We start from the raw sequence: 16,580 nt of genomic DNA, 5'->3' as shown, positions 1-16,580 counted from the left end.
GAGAAAAATGTTCCTCATAAAGCCGATGAAGGATAAAACAAAGCTGAAAAGCAAGGGAAATGTCCTTCATAAAGCCGATGAAAGACAGAACAGAGCTAAAAAGCAAGGAAAGTGTCCTTCATAAAGCCGATGAAGGACAGAACAGAGCTGAAAAGCAAGGAAAGTGTCCTTCACAAAGCGGATGAAGGACAAACAAAGCTGAAAAGCAAGAAAAATGTCCTTCATAAGCCTATGAAGGACAAAACTAAATCGTACTCCTGTGATAAAGTCTTTCATTGAAACAGATGGTTATTTTGTCGCCAAGAAAGTATCCGTTCAAAATTATTATGAACCTGGTGCTGGGATGATTGTCGCGAACCAGAAGCTGATCACAGGAAGTAAGGCTATGATAAACAGAAGGAACATCCAAGTTAAGCCTTTACGATCCAATGCAGAACGAGCATCACGAACAAGTTCACGAAGTGGTGGTAATTTACTCATGCGTAACATCACAAGTTCAAGCACTAAAAGTAGCACTGTAGCTACCGCAGATACGAGACAGAAAGGGCAAATCGCTTCAATGACAAATAATTGTAAATATACAAAGAATGCAGAAGACATCACACCAATGATTGTTATCGGTGTTAACACTTTAAGCACTAAAGGATGACGTGTTTGAAACCACAATCCAGAAAGTACGAGAGTTGTAAGATAATAAAATCCTCCCATTAAAGCAAGTGGAATCCCCATTACATACGCCCATTCACTAGTCATAACCGCCCACGGTGTGCCGGTTACATCAAAGCTTGCCGGTAGTGGAAGTACCCAGAAATGAACTCCCGTTAAGAAAATACTCACAGCCCACCCAAGTACGGCAATCGCCGTAAAGACACCAAATAATTTCGGTACAGCCGATCCATAAGAATACGCGGAACCAGTTGTTGTTTCTTGACTTCCTTCTCTTTTAAAATTTATCGTTCTTTCATGTACCATCTCTTTCAAAGTAATCCCTCCATTTAAATTTTAATACCCTGTAAGGTATATTTGAATTATAATATAGGGTAGGGGGTATGTCAAGGGGTTAAAAATAATATGAACAAATTGTGGGAGTGGGCAGAATTGTTGAAGGTGGGGCTATTTATTTCTATATTCAAGATATAATGGTTCATCCAGATTATCAGAAACAGGGTATTGGAAATGAAATAATGAAAATTTTGATTAAATACTTAAATACAAATGCCCCAGACAAGGCTGTTGTTGGTTTGTTTGCATCACAAGGTAAAGGACCGTTCTATGAGAACTATAATTTTAAAGACTTCTCCCCCAATGGCATGATATTCAAATTGCTTAACCAGTTCATGATGACACTTCAGATGTTCCAATTGATCTCCCGATAGAAACAAAACTTTCTACATCCTCCAAATATGCTGTAATTTTTTCCTCAAGGGTATATTTAGCCATAGAAAAACTGCACCTCCAATTGTTAGATAGTTCCAACAATTGGGGTGCAGTTCAAATCTGTGCGTTTTTGTATGCTGTTTGCAGTGTCAATTTGGTTTTGGTTGTATGCGAAATGAATTGTTATTTAGCCTGTGAATTCACTTTTGCCCTCTCAAAACCCGTTACGCTCGGTTTCTACTGCTTACTCTCTACTGGTTGTTTTATTCTTCTTCTTTTTGGACCAGTACTTTATTATCTTTTTTATGATACGTAAAGAAACTGTCCACGAGATGATCTAAATGCTCTAGTTTTTCTTCGTATTCCATGATATGAGAAATAATAGGAAGAAGGTGAAGCCATTCTTCTTTACTGATTTCCGCTTGCTCATATAACTCTAAGTAACTTTCCATTAAGTTGGTTTTACCTTCATCAATTTCTTCTAATACTTCAGGGCTTGGTTGAGAATTTACTTTTCCAGCATACCTTAGTAATATTCTATTGTGATAATCGGTTAATCGTCTTAATTGGTCTTTAATCAGTTCTTGAAGATTTTCTGGCATATGAAACAGTTCATTCTCACGCCGTTCGATGTTTTTCAAAATGGTTGAGATCTTTTGACTGCTTAAGATCATCTGTTTAAATAAAACGACTTTACGAGCTTTACTATATTTATTTTTTATAAAGTAATTTCGTTCTTCTTTATATAAGAGAAAGAAGTTTTCGAGCTTCACCATTTTCTCGTGCAGCATCGAAAGGTCTTTACGCATCGCTTTATGATCTGCATCTCGTGATAAAAGCAACATCGTCCATTGAATGGTTTCCTCGGTATATTCAACGACTTGATGGTACAGTTTCGTTTCGTAACGCGGTGGAATAAACACTAGGTTGACGACAAATGCAGAAAATACACCGATCAGTATGAGCAGAAAACGAATTGAAGCAAACTCAATAAAGTTATCGACTGGACTTTCCATAATAATAATAATGGTTACAATCGCTAATGGTACCGTAGAAGCCTCTAGCTTTAATTTTATAATAATAGCAATCGCAATGACGGTTACTAATCCAACTACAAAGGGTTCTGGCCCGAACGTAAGAACAAAGATGACAGCGAGAACAGCCCCGATAATATTCGCTTGGATTTGTTCGAGTATCGTTTGAAACGATCGATGTATAGACGGTTGAACCGCAAATGTTGCGGCAAGGGCAGCATAGGATGGGTTTTCAAGCCCGATCCAAATCGCAATATATAACGATAAGATAATAGCTAGACCGGTTTTAAAAATTCTTGCACCTAATTTCATAGTTATATGATCCTTTCATGCCTAGAAGCTTAATAAAAACTAAGACAATGAGGTAATATACACGTATACCCAAAAATAATCAAGTAGAAATAACAAACTTCTATAAGGTTAACACAGTTTTACTTAAACCTCTTCTTATTATGCGGACTCAGAGGCCGTAATATTAAGACAAACCTCCACTTATTAGAGTTTAGCGGACTCAAAGGCCGTTATTTGCTTCAAATCAGTAGAAATTCAGCACAAAGAGTAGATAATAAGGTCCTCTCAGTCCGATTCTTTATATGTAACCACATTTTCGTTAGTCTTCATACTATTGATGAACAGTATAGAGAGAAGTGAGGCCGCTAGATGGGGCCATTTCTACATTTGCATAATAATCAAAATATATCGTTCCAAGAAAAAATCGCCCTCAAATGAAAGAGGGCGATTTAACTATTACTCAGTTGAAACCGATGGGTCTGCTTGTTGTTTAACTGGGATGACTTGCATGAAATTCGTTTCTAAGTCTTTCAGAAGTTCAGCAATTAAAGTAGCTTCTTCTGTTTGACCATACTCGGTTAAACGATCTTGATAAAGACCTAATAGTTCATTTAAGTTTTCTTTTCCAGTCTCAGAAAGTGGTTGAAGCTCAACTTTCGCACCTTTTGCGATACGTGCTTGTAACGCTTCTTTCGTTAAGCCCAGTTCAGGCTGATGTCGAAGGTAAACAACTCCACCAGTCATACCTGCACAAATCCATGGTCCTGGATCACCAAGGACAACCCCGCGTCCGTTTGTCATATACTCAAATGCAAATCCTTTAAGGTTCGCATTTACTCCAAGATTAGCGTAGTAGTTTTCTTTTAATGGTTTGGTCAGGCGTCCACCGAAAATCATATCAGCTCCAGATAGACGAATACCTGCACGAGCATCGGCGTTGCCTTGGAACATGAACACACCTTGTTGTGCACCATAACCTGCTCCTTTACCGACCGATCCATTGTAGAACTGACCATCTTTTCCTTTTGCTTTAAAGATCATCATTTGACCACCGAAAGATGTTTTACCAATCCCATCTTGAGCACCGCCGTCAACGTGGATAGCGATTCCTTCACTATTATAAGCACCGAGACCATTTCCAGGAATTGAACCGTCTTTAAAGCTCAACGTAACTTCTGGAAGATTTCGATAAGAGCCATCTAAGTGACCTCTTACACGGTGGCAAGAGACACGGCTTCCGAGAATTCGTTGCTCAGCCGTAACCCCTGAGAACTCTCGAGATTTATTTAAATCTTCGACATTGTAGTCAAGATATTCGGCACCCGCAGCTACAGCAAGTTGATTTTCTTCAGAAGAAGCAGCAACTTCAAGCTGAGGTAACATTGGAACATCTTGAGCCGCAACGACTTGTAACATATTGCTTAAGTCCATTAAGTTCGTACCGCGTGTTTGTTCCAGTAAGTCTGAACGACCTACTAAGTCTTGTGTATTTTCAAATCCGAGTTCACCCGTTAAGGCTTGCAGCTCTTTACCAAACGCTGTAAATAAATTCATTAACCCTTGAACAGCGTTATCGAATTGGCGAGGAACGAAACGGCGAAGGCCGTGTTCTTTCGCTTGAGCTTCTGACTCAATTTGTGTTGCGATCCCGACGTGACATGTGTCTAAGTGACAGCCACGACATGTTGTACATCCGACAGCGATCATAGCTAGTGTACCGAATCCAACACGGTTAGCACCGAGCAACATAATTTTAACAACATCAAGTGCACTGCGCATACCGCCGTCTGCCCAAAGTTCAACTTTGTGACGAAGGCCGGACTCTACTAATGCATTATGCGCTGCCTTAATTCCAATTTCAACTGGAAGACCAACGTGCTGAAGGGCATGAACACGTGCTGCTCCTGTACCGCCGTCAAAACCACTTAGGGTGATGTAGTCAGCACCAGCTTTTGCAATACCTACTGCGATTGTTCCGATGTTAGGAACGACAGGGACTTTCACACACACTTTCGCTTGGTCATTGGCTGTCTTAATTTCAGTCACCATTTGAGCTAAGTCCTCAATTGAATAGATATCATGGTTATTTGAAGGTGAAATCAAATCGGAACCAAGCGTAGCATTACGAGCAGCAGCAACTTTCGCAGTTACTTTGGAACCTGGTAAATGTCCGCCTTCTCCAGGTTTCGCACCTTGACCAATTTTGATTTCGATTAGATTTGTAGAGTTAATGAGCTCAGCATTTACACCGAAACGTCCCGAAGCTACTTGTTGTCCGCGTGTGTTCGGATATTTACCGAGCATATCTTTAATTTCTCCACCTTCACCATTGAAGCTGATCATGTTCAGACGGTCCGCCGCTTCAGCATACGCTCTAAAAGCAATTTCGTTTTGTGAACCGAATGACATTGAACTGATAATGAAAGGAAGGCTGTGTTTGTTCACGCCGACATTAACGTTTTCAGTAGCAACCTTTTTGTCAGATGCTTTAATATCTGCTAGGTGACGAATAGAAATTGGGTTGCTTTCTTCTTGGTCTTTTAATTTTTGACTATATTGACTGTATTCTCCTGAACCAGATGCAATATCACCAATTGCTTTCCAGATTCGAGGGAAGAAGTGGAAAGATTTCCCGGCTCGTGCTTTATCACTTGCAAAATCTTCGACACGAGCTAAAGCATCTTTTCTCATTTCTTCAAAGTTATAACTTAATTCATCCGAACCGAGGAAGTTAACGATGTTTAGAACATCTGATACTTCATTATTTAAACCTATTGCTGAGAACAGGCGTCCATATCCGCGGAGCTCATGAATACCAATCGTAGAAATTACTTTTTCGAGCCCTTTATTTAAGGCTTCAGTTAACTTTAGAACAGGCTCATTAGAGTCGCCACAAACGGTTGCGATCATTAAATATGGATTAATAACGTCTGCGCCTAAACCGAAAAGAACAGCGATATCATGTAAACTACGGATGGAAGCTGAACGGACTACTAAAGAGCAATTACGGCGAATTTGCTTTTCTGTTAATCCTTGGTCGATTGCAGAAGTCACAAGGTGAGGGTCAAGCCATAGGTTCCCGTCGACATGTGATTTTGCATCGTCAATAACAATCAACTCTTTGCCGTTTTGAACAGCTTCTGCTGCTTCTACCATAAGACGTTCTAATGCTTCAGCAACACTTTCTGCTTCTGTAAATGTAGCAGATAACGTATGAATGCTTCCGAGGTTTGTGTAGTAATTGACGATTTGTTCATATGACGGGTAAGTGGTTTGTTCTGTTAAATAAACTCCAGCTTCTCCTTCAACAATGATCGGTGAAGTGAGTTCTAAATTTGTATGACCTTCTTCATGATCAAAAAGTGAAGGACGTTTTCCTAAAATAACACGCGTAGAAAAGTGCTCCATTTCACGGTCACGGTCAATCGCTGGATTTGTAACAACAGCAACACTTTCTTTAATAAAATCAGCAATGTTTTTACGGCCTTGATGTAGTGCTGCTAACGGTGCATCATGACCTAATGAGCGAATTGGCTCAACACCTTTTTCCGCCATTTGCTCGGCCATTTGAATGTGTTCACGATCCCATCCAAAGGCAGCGTAGTGATTATTTGTTACTTTTAACGGTAAGCTTGAAACTTTATTGTTGGTTTCAAAAGCTGGTGGATTCAGTCTGGTGTGACTTCCCACTGTGTTTAATCTTTTATTTAAACGTTGGTAAACTTCTTCTTGATATTCATTTTGGAAGTATACGGATAGCGTATCGTCCTCGTTCCATTTCAGTCCGACTTTTTCACCCGGCGCTAACGGTTTTGGCTCTGAAACGAATTCTGAAGAAGAGATAATCCCTTGTTCTGAAGCGAAATAATAAGACGTTTCATTCTCGATCATCCAAACGGGCCGCAGACCAAGTGCATCAACACTGAATGCAGCTTCATCACCAAAACGAGAAATAATTCCTGCAGGACCTTGAGCAAAATGTCCCCAAGCTTCTCTAATATAGGCATATAAATCTTGGAGATGTTCAGGTAATGCTTTAATTTCATTTACGATCGGCGGGAATAAAATATCGAGCACTTCAAACAAGCTGTAGCCGTGTCTGTAAATCATTGTTTCAATTACGCGGTTTAAGTCTTGAGAGTCACTAGCGCCATCTACAAGAGGCACATCGATCATTCGGGCTTCATCTCTTAGCTTGGCAATCGTATTAATTTCACCATTATGTCCAATGATACTAAATGGCTGCACACGGAAAAAAGTAGATAATGTATTTGTTGAATAACGGTTATGTCCAAGCGTCATAGCAGAAGCAACGAGTGGACTAGCTAAGTCATCATAATAACGAGGAAGGACATCTCCAGCGCCCATTACCTTGTAAATAGCATAATAATTACTTAAAGAAGCGACGTGGATACTAGTATCCTCTTCAATCTCAAGCATTAAGTTATAGATTGCTAGGTTTAACTTAGACACGTCAAAATTAGGGAGTAAGGCAACCTGGAAGAATACCGGTTCTTCTTTACGACCTAATGGGCCTAGCGCATCGCTGTTTGTTACTTGATCCGTTTCAAAGATGATATTAAATGCATGTTTTACAACTAACTGACGAATACGCTCTTTGGCTGCTTCTGTATCTACTTTCTTATCGATAAATAGATGACCAACAACAAAGTCAGGTCGGTCTACGAGATTGCTGTCTGTATTAGCAGCAGACAACTTTTGTTGCCATAATTTCTTTGGGATATCAATGTGGATCCCAACGCCATCGCCTTCATCATTAATAAAACCAGCACGGTGGTTCATCTTAACTAGCGCATCGATACAGTCATCGATGTTCTTTTTCGTCGGTTTTTTTGCTTTTTCCATGACAGATACAATCCCACAGCTGTCATGTTCAATCGTGTTAAAATTTTTAAATGTACTCGGACTCCATGTTTTCTCCATTTAACTGGTCAGAATATCTGACCTTCACCTCCTAAGGTTGAAAGTGCATGTTCGAAAAGTTTGCAAGCAGTGTTCATCTTGTAATAAAACCTTACAACTATTGATAAAAAAAATTCAAACGTGCTCAAGAAATTAGTTCCGCGTTCGTTCTTCTGTTTGTGAACTTTTCGAACAGCCTTCTTGGCTTCAAACATTGTGAAAAATACTTTTCTAACAAATTAAAAATAGAACCTCAAATAGCAGGTTCTAATTGTCAGAATTGTATATAAAGTATATCACGGTCAATGAATAAAATCAATTATTTTTATTCATGTTCATGCTGTTATCATTCAAAAAGCACGAAAAAATTTTTAAAAATAAAACAAGAAAATATTGGTTGTGTAAGCGTTTTCATATGGTCTTACAATAGAAAAACCAGAAAAGGATTTTCTTTTCTGGTTGCATCGAATGTATAATTATTCATTTTGCCATTTTCGCAAACGCATGTTTAACAGCGGTGAGAGTATCGTTTATATCTTGTTCGGTATGGGCTATTGTAAGAAACCAAGCTTCGTATTTTGAAGGGGCTAGGTTAACCCCTTGCTCAAGCATGAGCTTAAAGAATTTAGCGAACATTTCGCCATTGGTGTTTTCAGCTTGTTCATAGTTTGTAATTTTCTCTTTTGTAAAGTATACCGTAAGCGCTCCTTTAAGACGATTAAGCGTGATAGGAATATTGTATGTTTTTGCATGTTCAAGTATACCGTTTTCGAGAAGCTCCCCTAAGTGATCCAGTCGATCATATAATCCTTTTTCTTGCAGAACTTCAAGGCAAGCGATCCCCGCACTAATAGAAGCAGGGTTTCCAGCCATCGTTCCAGCTTGATACGCAGGGCCAAGCGGAGCGACTTTCTCCATGATTTCCTTTTTTCCACCATATGCACCGATTGGAAGCCCGCCGCCAATAATTTTTCCTAAAGCTGTCATATCCGGTTCAACGTTTAATAAGTTCTGCGCACCGCCGTACATGAAGCGGAAGGCTGTAATGACTTCATCATATATAACTAATGCACCAGCTTCGTGTGCTAATTGGTTTACTCCTTCAAGGAATCCTTCTGTCGGTTCAACGATTCCAAAGTTTCCAACAATCGGCTCAACCAATACAGCAGCTATTTCGTGACCCCATTGATCTAATGCTTCTTTAAAACTTTCTAGACAATTGAATGGTACGGTAATCACTTCTTTGGCGATAGACTGAGGTACACCAGCAGAGTCAGGAGTTCCTAGTGTTGCAGGGCCGGAACCTGCAGCTACTAATACTAGATCGGAATGTCCGTGATAGCAGCCTGCAAATTTAATAATCTTGTCGCGGCCTGTATAAGCTCTAGCCACACGAATCGTCGTCATGACTGCCTCTGTACCTGAATTAACAAAACGAATTTTTTCCATAGAAGGAATGGCTTCTTTTAGCATCTTAGCAAATTGAATTTCAAGATTGGTAGGTGTTCCATACAGCACGCCGTTTTCAGCCGCTTTTGTAATCGCCTTTGTAATATGTGGATGAGCATGTCCTGTAATAATTGGTCCATAGGCTGCAAGGTAATCGATGTACCGGTTACCATCTACGTCCCAAAAGTAAGCGCCTTGCCCGCGCTCCATAAAAACGGGAGCACCGCCGCCGACTGCTTTAAAGGAACGTGAAGGACTGTTAACGCCCCCAACGATATGTTCAAGTGCTTCTGAGTAAAGTGTTTCAGAATTTGTATGATTCATTTCTTTGCACCTCTTTATGTAAATTTACCAACTTAATATTACCATAAGCTCCTATCTTGAGCGAAAACGGGGATTACGTTAAACTATTTGAGTTATAGAAAAAAGGTAGTCGTATTTAATATGAAGTACTAAGGAAATAGGAGAGAGGTGTAAGGATGAATGCAATAGAAGTACGTGAATTACGAAAAGAATTCAAGTCCTATTCCAGCCGTTCTGGTTTAGCAGGGGCATTTCGTGATTTATTTACGAGAAACTATAAGATACTTGCAGCGGTTGACGGAATTTCATTTGAAGTGAAGAAAGGGGAAATGGTTGGTTATATCGGTGAAAACGGTGCGGGTAAATCAACGACCATTAAGATGCTTACAGGAATCTTAACCCCGAGTGCAGGTGAAGTTGTTGTGAACGGTATGAACCCGCATAAAGAAAGGGAACGTTTTGTTCGGACGATTGGTGTTGTATTCGGCCAACGATCTCAATTATGGTGGGATATTGCCGTACAAGAATCGTTCAGGCTACTAAAAAAAGTGTACAATATTCCGGATGAACAATATGAACCGCATATTAAGGAAATTATTGAAACGTTAGATTTAGAACCTTTATTAGATAAGCCCGTTCGTAAACTGTCATTAGGACAACGGATGCGGTGTGAACTAGCAGCAGCATTAATTCATAACCCCCCGCTCTTATTTTTAGATGAGCCGACGATTGGATTGGATGTACTAGTTAAGTTAAGGATTCGTGAGTTTCTCAAGAGAATTAATGAAAGGTTTAATACAACGATCCTTTTAACCACTCATGATTTAAGTGACATTGAAGCACTGTGCGAGCGGGTGATTATGCTTGATGAAGGAAAAATCATTTACGATGGATCTCTAGCTAATTTAAAAGGAAATTGGGGTAAAGGAAAAGAAATTCAGTTTCAGTTTGATGAAGTCGTTTCAAAAACAAGTTTAGTAGAAAAAACAGAAGGTCTTAGTCTTCCGATTGAATGGAAGCAAGGTGACCAAGAAAATGTTTGGATGGCGATTGTTTCGCAAGAAGAAGCAGTTTCACAGATTATTAGTTTAGTTGCGAGTCACTTTAAGTTGTCGGATATGAGAATTAACGAGGTTTCAACAGAAGAAATTATTCGTAACATTTATGAAGAAGGTGTGTTCTATGGCAAGTAAATATGTGGAGATGATTCGAATTCGTTTCCTCATGATGCTTGCTTACCGTACAAATTACTATAGTGGTATTTTGATCTATAGTATTAATATTGGTGCCTACTATTTTTTATGGATGGCCATCTATGGTGGGAACGATGAAATACAAGGACTCTCCGTCTTACAAATGACAACGTATGTTGCTGTTGCTTGGATGGCGAGGGCATTTTACTTTAATAATATTGACCGTGAGATTGCGCAAGAAATTAAAGAAGGGAAAGTGGCGATTGAGCTGATTCGACCTTATAACTACTTGGGCATGAAGACGATGCAAGGACTTGGAGAAGGGTTGTTTCGACTGTTTTTCTTCTCTGTTCCAGGTATGTTTATTGTCTGGTTAGTTTTCCCGATTACTTTTTCAGCAAGTCCTTCGACTTGGGTATTCTTCGTTATTTCGCTTATGTTTAGCTTTATTATTAATACGCAAATTAATTTGCTTACCGGCATATTGACGTTCTTCCTCTATAATAATACCGGATTAATTCGAGGGAAACGTGTTGTAATTGATCTCTTTTCAGGTCTGTTATTACCGATTAGTTTTTATCCGATTTGGGCCCAAAATGTAATGACGTTTTTACCTTTTCAGGCGATTAGTTATATTCCGAGTATGATATTTACCGAAGGCTTTACTCATCATGAAGTTTGGCAAGGGTTAGCTACTCAATTCATTTGGGCGGTTGTTTTAATTGTCCCGATCCAAGCCTTATGGGTGATTGCTAGAAAACAAATGGTTGTACAAGGAGGCTAAAATGATGTTTCATCTATCTATGTTTTTTCAATACGCCTCTCAATATTTAAAAACAAGACTGACCTACCGTGTTGATACGGTTGTAGAGATTTTCTCGGATTTACTGTTTCAAGCGGTTAATCTCGTGTTCATTCTCGTAGTCTTTGGACATACCTCGTTCTTAAGCGGTTGGAATCGAGAGGAAATTATTTTTATATATGGCTTTTTTCTAGTTCCTTATGCCATATTCACATCTTTCTTTAATATATGGGATTTTAATGACAGGTACATCGTTAAAGGGGAAATGGACCGTGTTCTAACTCGTCCGATCCACAGTTTATTTCAAATTGTACTCGAACGAATGGAATTGGAGTCTTTATTTGGGGTTATTACAGGTATAGCGATTATGTTTTATGCGGGCAGTCAATTAGGATTGTCACTGTCCTGGTATGATCCGTTTATTTTTGTTGCGCTTGTAATAGGTGGGGCTTTAATTTACGGCAGTATTTTTACGATGCTCGCGAGTATTAGCTTCTGGTCCGACAGTAAGACTGATTTCATGCCGATGATGTACAATATTGGGAACTACGGCAGATATCCGGTTGATATTTATAATGGAGTAATTCGATTTGTTTTAACATGGATCTTACCGTTTGCGTTTGTTGGCGTATATCCCGCGGCTTACTTTTTAGGCAGGGAAGAGTGGTTTATGTATGCGGCCCTGACACCTGTAATGGGAATTATCTTCTTTATACTGGCCATTGTGATTTGGAATGTTGGTGTAACAAAATATCGAGGAGCAGGAAACTGAAATGAGGCGAGGAGTTGAAATTTAACTCCTCGCTTTTCATATTAGTTGCAGGTGCTATCGGGTCGAGGTCGCTTCGGTCTATTAAGTGTGTCTAAAGAGCAAGACACTTATTGCTGACCCTCCAGCGCTTGTATGCCGATAAGCGGGCACCTTACGCTTTACGTGCCTAACGGCAGCTCCAGGTGCTCGACCCTTTGTTAGCCGACATCCGTCGCTTACTTGGGATACGGTCACATTAGTTGTGCAGAAGAGAAGGATCTTCATGACGCATCTATGAAAAAATTAGTGGACTCCACAGGCCCTTATTTCTTTAAAAGGTTGCTAATTTGACTCCTTAAGGACCTCAGAAGCCCCTATTTACTAAATTTCAAGTTGTTTTTGCTTAATATTAAGGAAATAAAGTCCTCTCAGTTCCACAAATGCTTAAATGAAGTCATTTTTGTTAAAATAACGTCCTCTCAGTGCCGCAAAAAATAAAATAGCACCTTAACTGACTGTAATCCCATATTAGAGTGTTGTCTTGCGAGGCCCCTTGAAAAAAGCAGATACAATAAGTGCATGCAACTTTTCGTATGTCTAGCTCCAGGTGCCATCGGCTCGGGGTCGCTTCGGTCCATTAAGCGTGTCTAAAGAGCAAGAGGCTTATTGCTGACCCACCGGCACTTGTCGCCGATAAGCATGTCGCTTCCGCTTTTCTTTTCTCTTGTCCTAATTTTTAAAAATAGCTCATAAATTGGGTTAGAGGTGGTTTTATGGGGGAATTATTGATATTAACCGTCATCCTAATCGCAGTTTTGGGTGTTCTGATGAGTATATTATTGTTATTAAAAAGCCGTCCGGTACGAGGTCAAGCGCTTTCGATACGAAATTTTGTTGTGCTCTTTATCGTTTATATTACCATTACGATTGGGTTTGGTGCTTTGTATATGGCGATGGAAATGGCAGGGATTACGGTTCTTACTGAAGGGAAAAGACATGTCGGCGGGAATGTACTTCATCTTATAGAAGATACGATGTATTTTAGTGCGGTGACGTTACTATCTGTCGGGTACGGTGATATTACTCCACTAGGGTTTGGGCGGCCGATTGCCATGTTTCAAGCGTTAATTGGGTATGTTCTCCCGGCGACATTTGTTGTAACGACCGTCATCTATATGGACAAACGTTCAGATTAGTTGTACTTCTTGACAACTTTCGTTAATCTATACGAAAGAAAACTATTGGAGGGATACAAATGACTGTAGAAATCGGACAAACTGCACCTGAATTTAACTTACCAGCAAACAATGGAGAAAACGTTTCATTAACTGATTATAAAGGTAAAAATATTGTATTGTATTTTTACCCGAAAGATATGACGCCGGGATGTACGACTCAAGCTTGTGACTTTAGGGATCATCATGAAAGTTTTGAAGATGTGGATGCTGTTATTTTAGGGGTCAGTCCCGACCCTGTAGAACGCCATACGAAATTTATTGATAAACACGGACTTCCATTTATTTTGCTCGCGGATGAAAACCATGAGGCAGCTGAAGCATATGATGTATGGAAGCTAAAAAAGAACTTTGGGAAAGAGTATATGGGAATTGAAAGATCCACTTTTATTATCGATAAAGAAGGAAAAATCGTGAAGGAATGGCGTAAAGTAAAAGTGAAAGGTCATGTGGAAGAAGCTCTTTCTTATATAAGGGAAAACCTTAAGTAACAAAGGATTATTAAGGAGAGGGGTTGCAAAGGGTTGAAGTTGATGATTTGTATTATGGAAAATTATTATGCGACTGAAGTTGAAAGACAATTAAAATATAAAGGTTTTCGCATGACGGAACTAGCAAGTACAGGTGGTTTCTTAAGAAAGGGCAGTACAACCTTTTTATTTGGTGTTGAAGAAAAGGATATTGAAGAATTAAGGAAGTCATTACAAGAAGCCTGCTTGCATATAGAAAAGCAAAAAGGGAAAAAGAGATCGGTGGCCCATCGATATACATCATTCATCATCCCGACAAGTCCGGCGTTAGTGCCTTTACTTCAGACTTGATATAAATGGTATACTTAGTTTTCTTTAATGATACAGTGGAAACATTGACAATTTATCGAAAAATAATTATACTATTTATAAATATTATAAATTAAGAATTGTTGTTCTGAAAGCGAGGTGCATGACGATGGCCAAACATCGCCTGCAGGAAGCGATCGATTCTTTGAAAACGACGAAAGTTCGCATGACCCCGCAACGTCATGCAATCTTAGAGTATTTATACGAATCGATGACTCATCCAACAGCGGATGATATTTATAAAGCATTAGAAGGTCGATTTCCTAACATGAGTGTTGCGACTGTCTATAATAACCTGCGTATGTTTAAAGAAGTAGGGATTGTAAAAGAGTTAACCTATGGAGATTCGTCGAGTCGTTTCGATTGTGTAACGACGGACCACTATCATGTGATCTGTACGGATTGCGGAAAGATCGTTGACTTTCATTATCCGGGTCTAGATGAAGTAGAAACCCTTGCTGAACATGTGACGAACTTTGATGTAAGTAATCACCGCATGGAAATCTACGGTGTATGTCCGGATTGTAAGAAGAAATCTACTCATTAAGAGAAAAAGAGCTGAGTGCCTATCGTGGCATTCAGCTTTTTTTACGATTATATTTTAAATCGAATTCTTTACCTTCGAGCTCAGGATCTAGTGTTAATGGTTCATTACAGTTCATACAAGCATCAACACGGCCAAGTACTTTTGTCGTTGTGTTACAGTTAGGGCAGACAACTTTAACTGACTTCGTTGAAATCATACCGATCCAAAAGTACACGACAGTACTTGCGATAACGAATAGAAAACCGAGTAGCATCGTTAAGGACATTATAATAGGAGAGTTCCTAAAGAAAATTCCTACATACATAACGATAATCCCTATAAATACTAAGGATAGGGCGAATGTTCTTATTTTATTTATTTTATTAGAGTGTTTAGTAGACATAGTAGTTTCCCTCCTCGTTTTAGTATAGCATATAGTACGATGTTAAAAAATTATTTAATAGCAATTTATAAATGGAAAAGGGTTTAGAACTTTCTTGTCGAAGAACTATCTGACTTATTATATTAGGAACATTGTGTTCCTTTTTCTTTGGATGTAGTAATGAATGGGAAATGTTTTAATTTTGTAGTGTTTGTAGAGAGGGGACCACTCAATGGAAGTAATGTTAAGACAATTGTATCAAGATAAAGCAAGTGAGCCTGATACATTAGGAATATTAATAGTAGAGAAAGACGCAGGATTTGGATCTATTACTGATGGACATGATGTTATTCTTTTAATTATTAAGGAGAAGGGAACGAGTCCTTGGTTCGTAAGACATTATGAATATTTAGATCAGACGGTTGCAATGAATATGGTTGATGAAGAGCAGTTCTTTCAGTGGATGATTACTGGTGCAAACCGCCGATTTATTGACTGGGTATTCAATGGGAAAGTTCTTTTCGATCGAAATGAATACATATATAATATGAAAAAAAGAATAAATGACTTTCCTTTTGAAGAAAGACAACAAAAGCTGGGGATCGAATTTTCTAAGTTAATTCGACGATATGAGAAAGGGAAAGCCTTATACCAATCTGAGAATTATTACGATGCATTTAATCATATCCTTCACGCTCTTCATCACCAAGCGAGACTTTCTGTCATCGAAAGAGGGTTTTATCCTGAAATTACAGTGTGGGATCAAGTTAAACATATTGAGCCTGAAACATTTAAACTTTATCAGGAATTACTTTTAGGTCAGGAAATGATTGAAAAGAGGGTGGAGCTAGTATTGCTTGCAAATGAATTTGCAATTACTTCAAAAACGCAGCTGGGGAGTATGCATATTCTTAAAATCATGAACAGCTCTATGGATCCTTGGACGATTTCAGAATTAATGGAACACCCAGAGTTAAAGGAGTATTCCATTGACTTAGAACTGTTGGTCAGCTTCTTAGTTCAAAAAGGTGCAATAGAAGTTATTCATAAAGAAACGAAAGCCAAAGGCATCTATCATCGATTGTACGAATGCAGATAAAAAACTTTTCTAAAAATGTTGACCTCTAAAAATAGATATGATATATTATTAATCGTCGCTGTTGCGGCGATGTTTTTTATTTTAAAAACAGCTTTTATTTTTTAAAAACAGAGTGTTGACAATGATGTTCACATGATGTTATACTTTAAAAGTCGCCATCGAGGCGGTTTTGAAAAAAGTTCTTTGAAAACTGAACAAAAAGCCAAGCGAAATAAATGAGATACATGATATCTCGTCAATGTTTTAAAAGTCACAGTGATGAATGATCTTCGATTAAGAACGCAACGTCCTGTTGCAACATCGAAGCCACCACATCCTGTGGAAGTGAGCTATATCAAACACTTTTATGGAGAGTTTGATCCTGGCTCAGGACGAA

General features: G+C 38.9%; 13 protein-coding genes and 1 pseudogene. 9 read left to right on the top strand and 5 right to left on the bottom strand.

The features are described from left to right. Positions 1-324 precede the first annotated feature (324 nt). Positions 325-972: a vitamin K epoxide reductase family protein gene (locus ACNSTQ_RS10020; protein WP_418199830.1), complete on the bottom strand. Its 648-nt coding sequence runs from the start codon at positions 970-972 to the stop codon at positions 325-327. A 101-nt stretch (positions 973-1,073) separates the two neighbouring features. On the opposite strand from ACNSTQ_RS10020, the pseudogene ACNSTQ_RS10015 reads away from it, so the two are divergent. Continuing rightward, positions 1,074-1,376 (top strand): annotated as a pseudogene (locus tag ACNSTQ_RS10015) (GNAT family N-acetyltransferase); the annotation flags it as partial. A gap of 264 nt (positions 1,377-1,640) precedes the next feature. Here ACNSTQ_RS10015 and ACNSTQ_RS10010 read toward each other — a convergent pair. The 3 genes from ACNSTQ_RS10010 to ACNSTQ_RS10000 form a co-directional block, all read right to left on the bottom strand. Further along, positions 1,641-2,723, bottom strand: a complete 1,083-nt coding sequence (locus ACNSTQ_RS10010; protein ID WP_418199703.1) for an FUSC family protein — start codon at positions 2,721-2,723, stop codon at positions 1,641-1,643. A 435-nt stretch (positions 2,724-3,158) separates the two neighbouring features. Continuing rightward, a complete protein-coding gene (locus ACNSTQ_RS10005; protein ID WP_418199702.1) occupies positions 3,159-7,646 on the bottom strand; it encodes a glutamate synthase-related protein in 4,488 nt (1,495 codons plus the stop codon). A gap of 459 nt (positions 7,647-8,105) precedes the next feature. Continuing rightward, complete coding sequence (locus ACNSTQ_RS10000) at positions 8,106-9,398, bottom strand: glutamate-1-semialdehyde 2,1-aminomutase (protein ID WP_418199701.1); 1,293 nt, start codon at positions 9,396-9,398, stop codon at positions 8,106-8,108. A gap of 155 nt (positions 9,399-9,553) precedes the next feature. Between ACNSTQ_RS10000 and ACNSTQ_RS09995 the strand changes: the two genes are divergently transcribed. The 7 genes from ACNSTQ_RS09995 to perR all read left to right on the top strand — a co-directional run bounded on the left by ACNSTQ_RS09995 (position 9,554) and on the right by perR (position 14,744). After that, positions 9,554-10,570, top strand: a complete 1,017-nt coding sequence (locus ACNSTQ_RS09995) for an ABC transporter ATP-binding protein (RefSeq protein WP_418199700.1) — start codon at positions 9,554-9,556, stop codon at positions 10,568-10,570. Then, complete coding sequence (locus tag ACNSTQ_RS09990; RefSeq protein ID WP_418199699.1) at positions 10,560-11,354, top strand: ABC transporter permease; 795 nt, start codon at positions 10,560-10,562, stop codon at positions 11,352-11,354. Before ACNSTQ_RS09995 ends, ACNSTQ_RS09990 begins: the two co-directional genes overlap by 11 nt. A gap of 4 nt (positions 11,355-11,358) precedes the next feature. Further along, a complete protein-coding gene (locus ACNSTQ_RS09985) occupies positions 11,359-12,144 on the top strand; it encodes an ABC transporter permease (RefSeq protein ID WP_418199698.1) in 786 nt (261 codons plus the stop codon). 752 nt (positions 12,145-12,896) lie between these two features. Next, complete coding sequence (locus tag ACNSTQ_RS09980) at positions 12,897-13,319, top strand: ion channel (RefSeq protein ID WP_418199697.1); 423 nt, start codon at positions 12,897-12,899, stop codon at positions 13,317-13,319. Between the two features lie 59 nt (positions 13,320-13,378). Then, positions 13,379-13,849, top strand: a complete 471-nt coding sequence (bcp, locus tag ACNSTQ_RS09975) for a thioredoxin-dependent thiol peroxidase (protein ID WP_418199696.1) — start codon at positions 13,379-13,381, stop codon at positions 13,847-13,849. Positions 13,850-13,891: 42 nt separating this feature from the next. Continuing rightward, positions 13,892-14,179, top strand: coding sequence for a cyclic-di-AMP receptor (locus ACNSTQ_RS09970; RefSeq protein WP_418199829.1), 288 nt, complete (start codon positions 13,892-13,894; stop codon positions 14,177-14,179). A 127-nt stretch (positions 14,180-14,306) separates the two neighbouring features. Continuing rightward, positions 14,307-14,744, top strand: coding sequence for a peroxide-responsive transcriptional repressor PerR (perR, locus tag ACNSTQ_RS09965; protein ID WP_275119485.1), 438 nt, complete (start codon positions 14,307-14,309; stop codon positions 14,742-14,744). A 31-nt stretch (positions 14,745-14,775) separates the two neighbouring features. Here the strand turns inward: perR and ACNSTQ_RS09960 are convergent, their stop codons facing one another. Continuing rightward, positions 14,776-15,126, bottom strand: coding sequence for a YgzB family protein (locus ACNSTQ_RS09960; protein ID WP_275119486.1), 351 nt, complete (start codon positions 15,124-15,126; stop codon positions 14,776-14,778). Positions 15,127-15,337: 211 nt separating this feature from the next. On the opposite strand from ACNSTQ_RS09960, the gene ACNSTQ_RS09955 reads away from it, so the two are divergent. After that, positions 15,338-16,204, top strand: coding sequence for a nucleotidyltransferase-like protein (locus ACNSTQ_RS09955; protein ID WP_418199695.1), 867 nt, complete (start codon positions 15,338-15,340; stop codon positions 16,202-16,204). Positions 16,205-16,580: the final 376 nt, after the last annotated feature.

Origin of the sequence: Alkalihalobacterium sp. APHAB7 (assembly GCF_048323755.1) — a bacterium.
GTDB lineage: Bacteria > Bacillota > Bacilli > Bacillales > Bacillaceae_F > Alkalihalobacterium.
The sequence above is the reverse complement of the archived record's forward strand: the minus strand, read 5'-3'. Positions and strand labels throughout refer to the sequence as shown.

Bases quoted from the DNA above. Each gene is read 5' to 3' on its own strand.
- ACNSTQ_RS10020 (WP_418199830.1), bottom strand. From the start codon at position 972: ATGGTACATGAAAGAACGATAAATTTTAAAAGAGAAGGAAGTCAAGAA.
- ACNSTQ_RS10010 (WP_418199703.1), bottom strand. From the start codon at position 2,723: ATGAAATTAGGTGCAAGAATTTTTAAAACCGGTCTAGCTATTATCTTA.
- ACNSTQ_RS10005 (WP_418199702.1), bottom strand. From the start codon at position 7,646: ATGGAGAAAACATGGAGTCCGAGTACATTTAAAAATTTTAACACGATT.
- ACNSTQ_RS10000 (WP_418199701.1), bottom strand. From the start codon at position 9,398: ATGAATCATACAAATTCTGAAACACTTTACTCAGAAGCACTTGAACAT.
- ACNSTQ_RS09995 (WP_418199700.1), top strand. From the start codon at position 9,554: ATGAATGCAATAGAAGTACGTGAATTACGAAAAGAATTCAAGTCCTAT.
- ACNSTQ_RS09990 (WP_418199699.1), top strand. From the start codon at position 10,560: ATGGCAAGTAAATATGTGGAGATGATTCGAATTCGTTTCCTCATGATG.
- ACNSTQ_RS09985 (WP_418199698.1), top strand. From the start codon at position 11,359: ATGTTTCATCTATCTATGTTTTTTCAATACGCCTCTCAATATTTAAAA.
- ACNSTQ_RS09980 (WP_418199697.1), top strand. From the start codon at position 12,897: ATGGGGGAATTATTGATATTAACCGTCATCCTAATCGCAGTTTTGGGT.
- bcp (WP_418199696.1), top strand. From the start codon at position 13,379: ATGACTGTAGAAATCGGACAAACTGCACCTGAATTTAACTTACCAGCA.
- ACNSTQ_RS09970 (WP_418199829.1), top strand. From the start codon at position 13,892: ATGATTTGTATTATGGAAAATTATTATGCGACTGAAGTTGAAAGACAA.
- perR (WP_275119485.1), top strand. From the start codon at position 14,307: ATGGCCAAACATCGCCTGCAGGAAGCGATCGATTCTTTGAAAACGACG.
- ACNSTQ_RS09960 (WP_275119486.1), bottom strand. From the start codon at position 15,126: ATGTCTACTAAACACTCTAATAAAATAAATAAAATAAGAACATTCGCC.
- ACNSTQ_RS09955 (WP_418199695.1), top strand. From the start codon at position 15,338: ATGGAAGTAATGTTAAGACAATTGTATCAAGATAAAGCAAGTGAGCCT.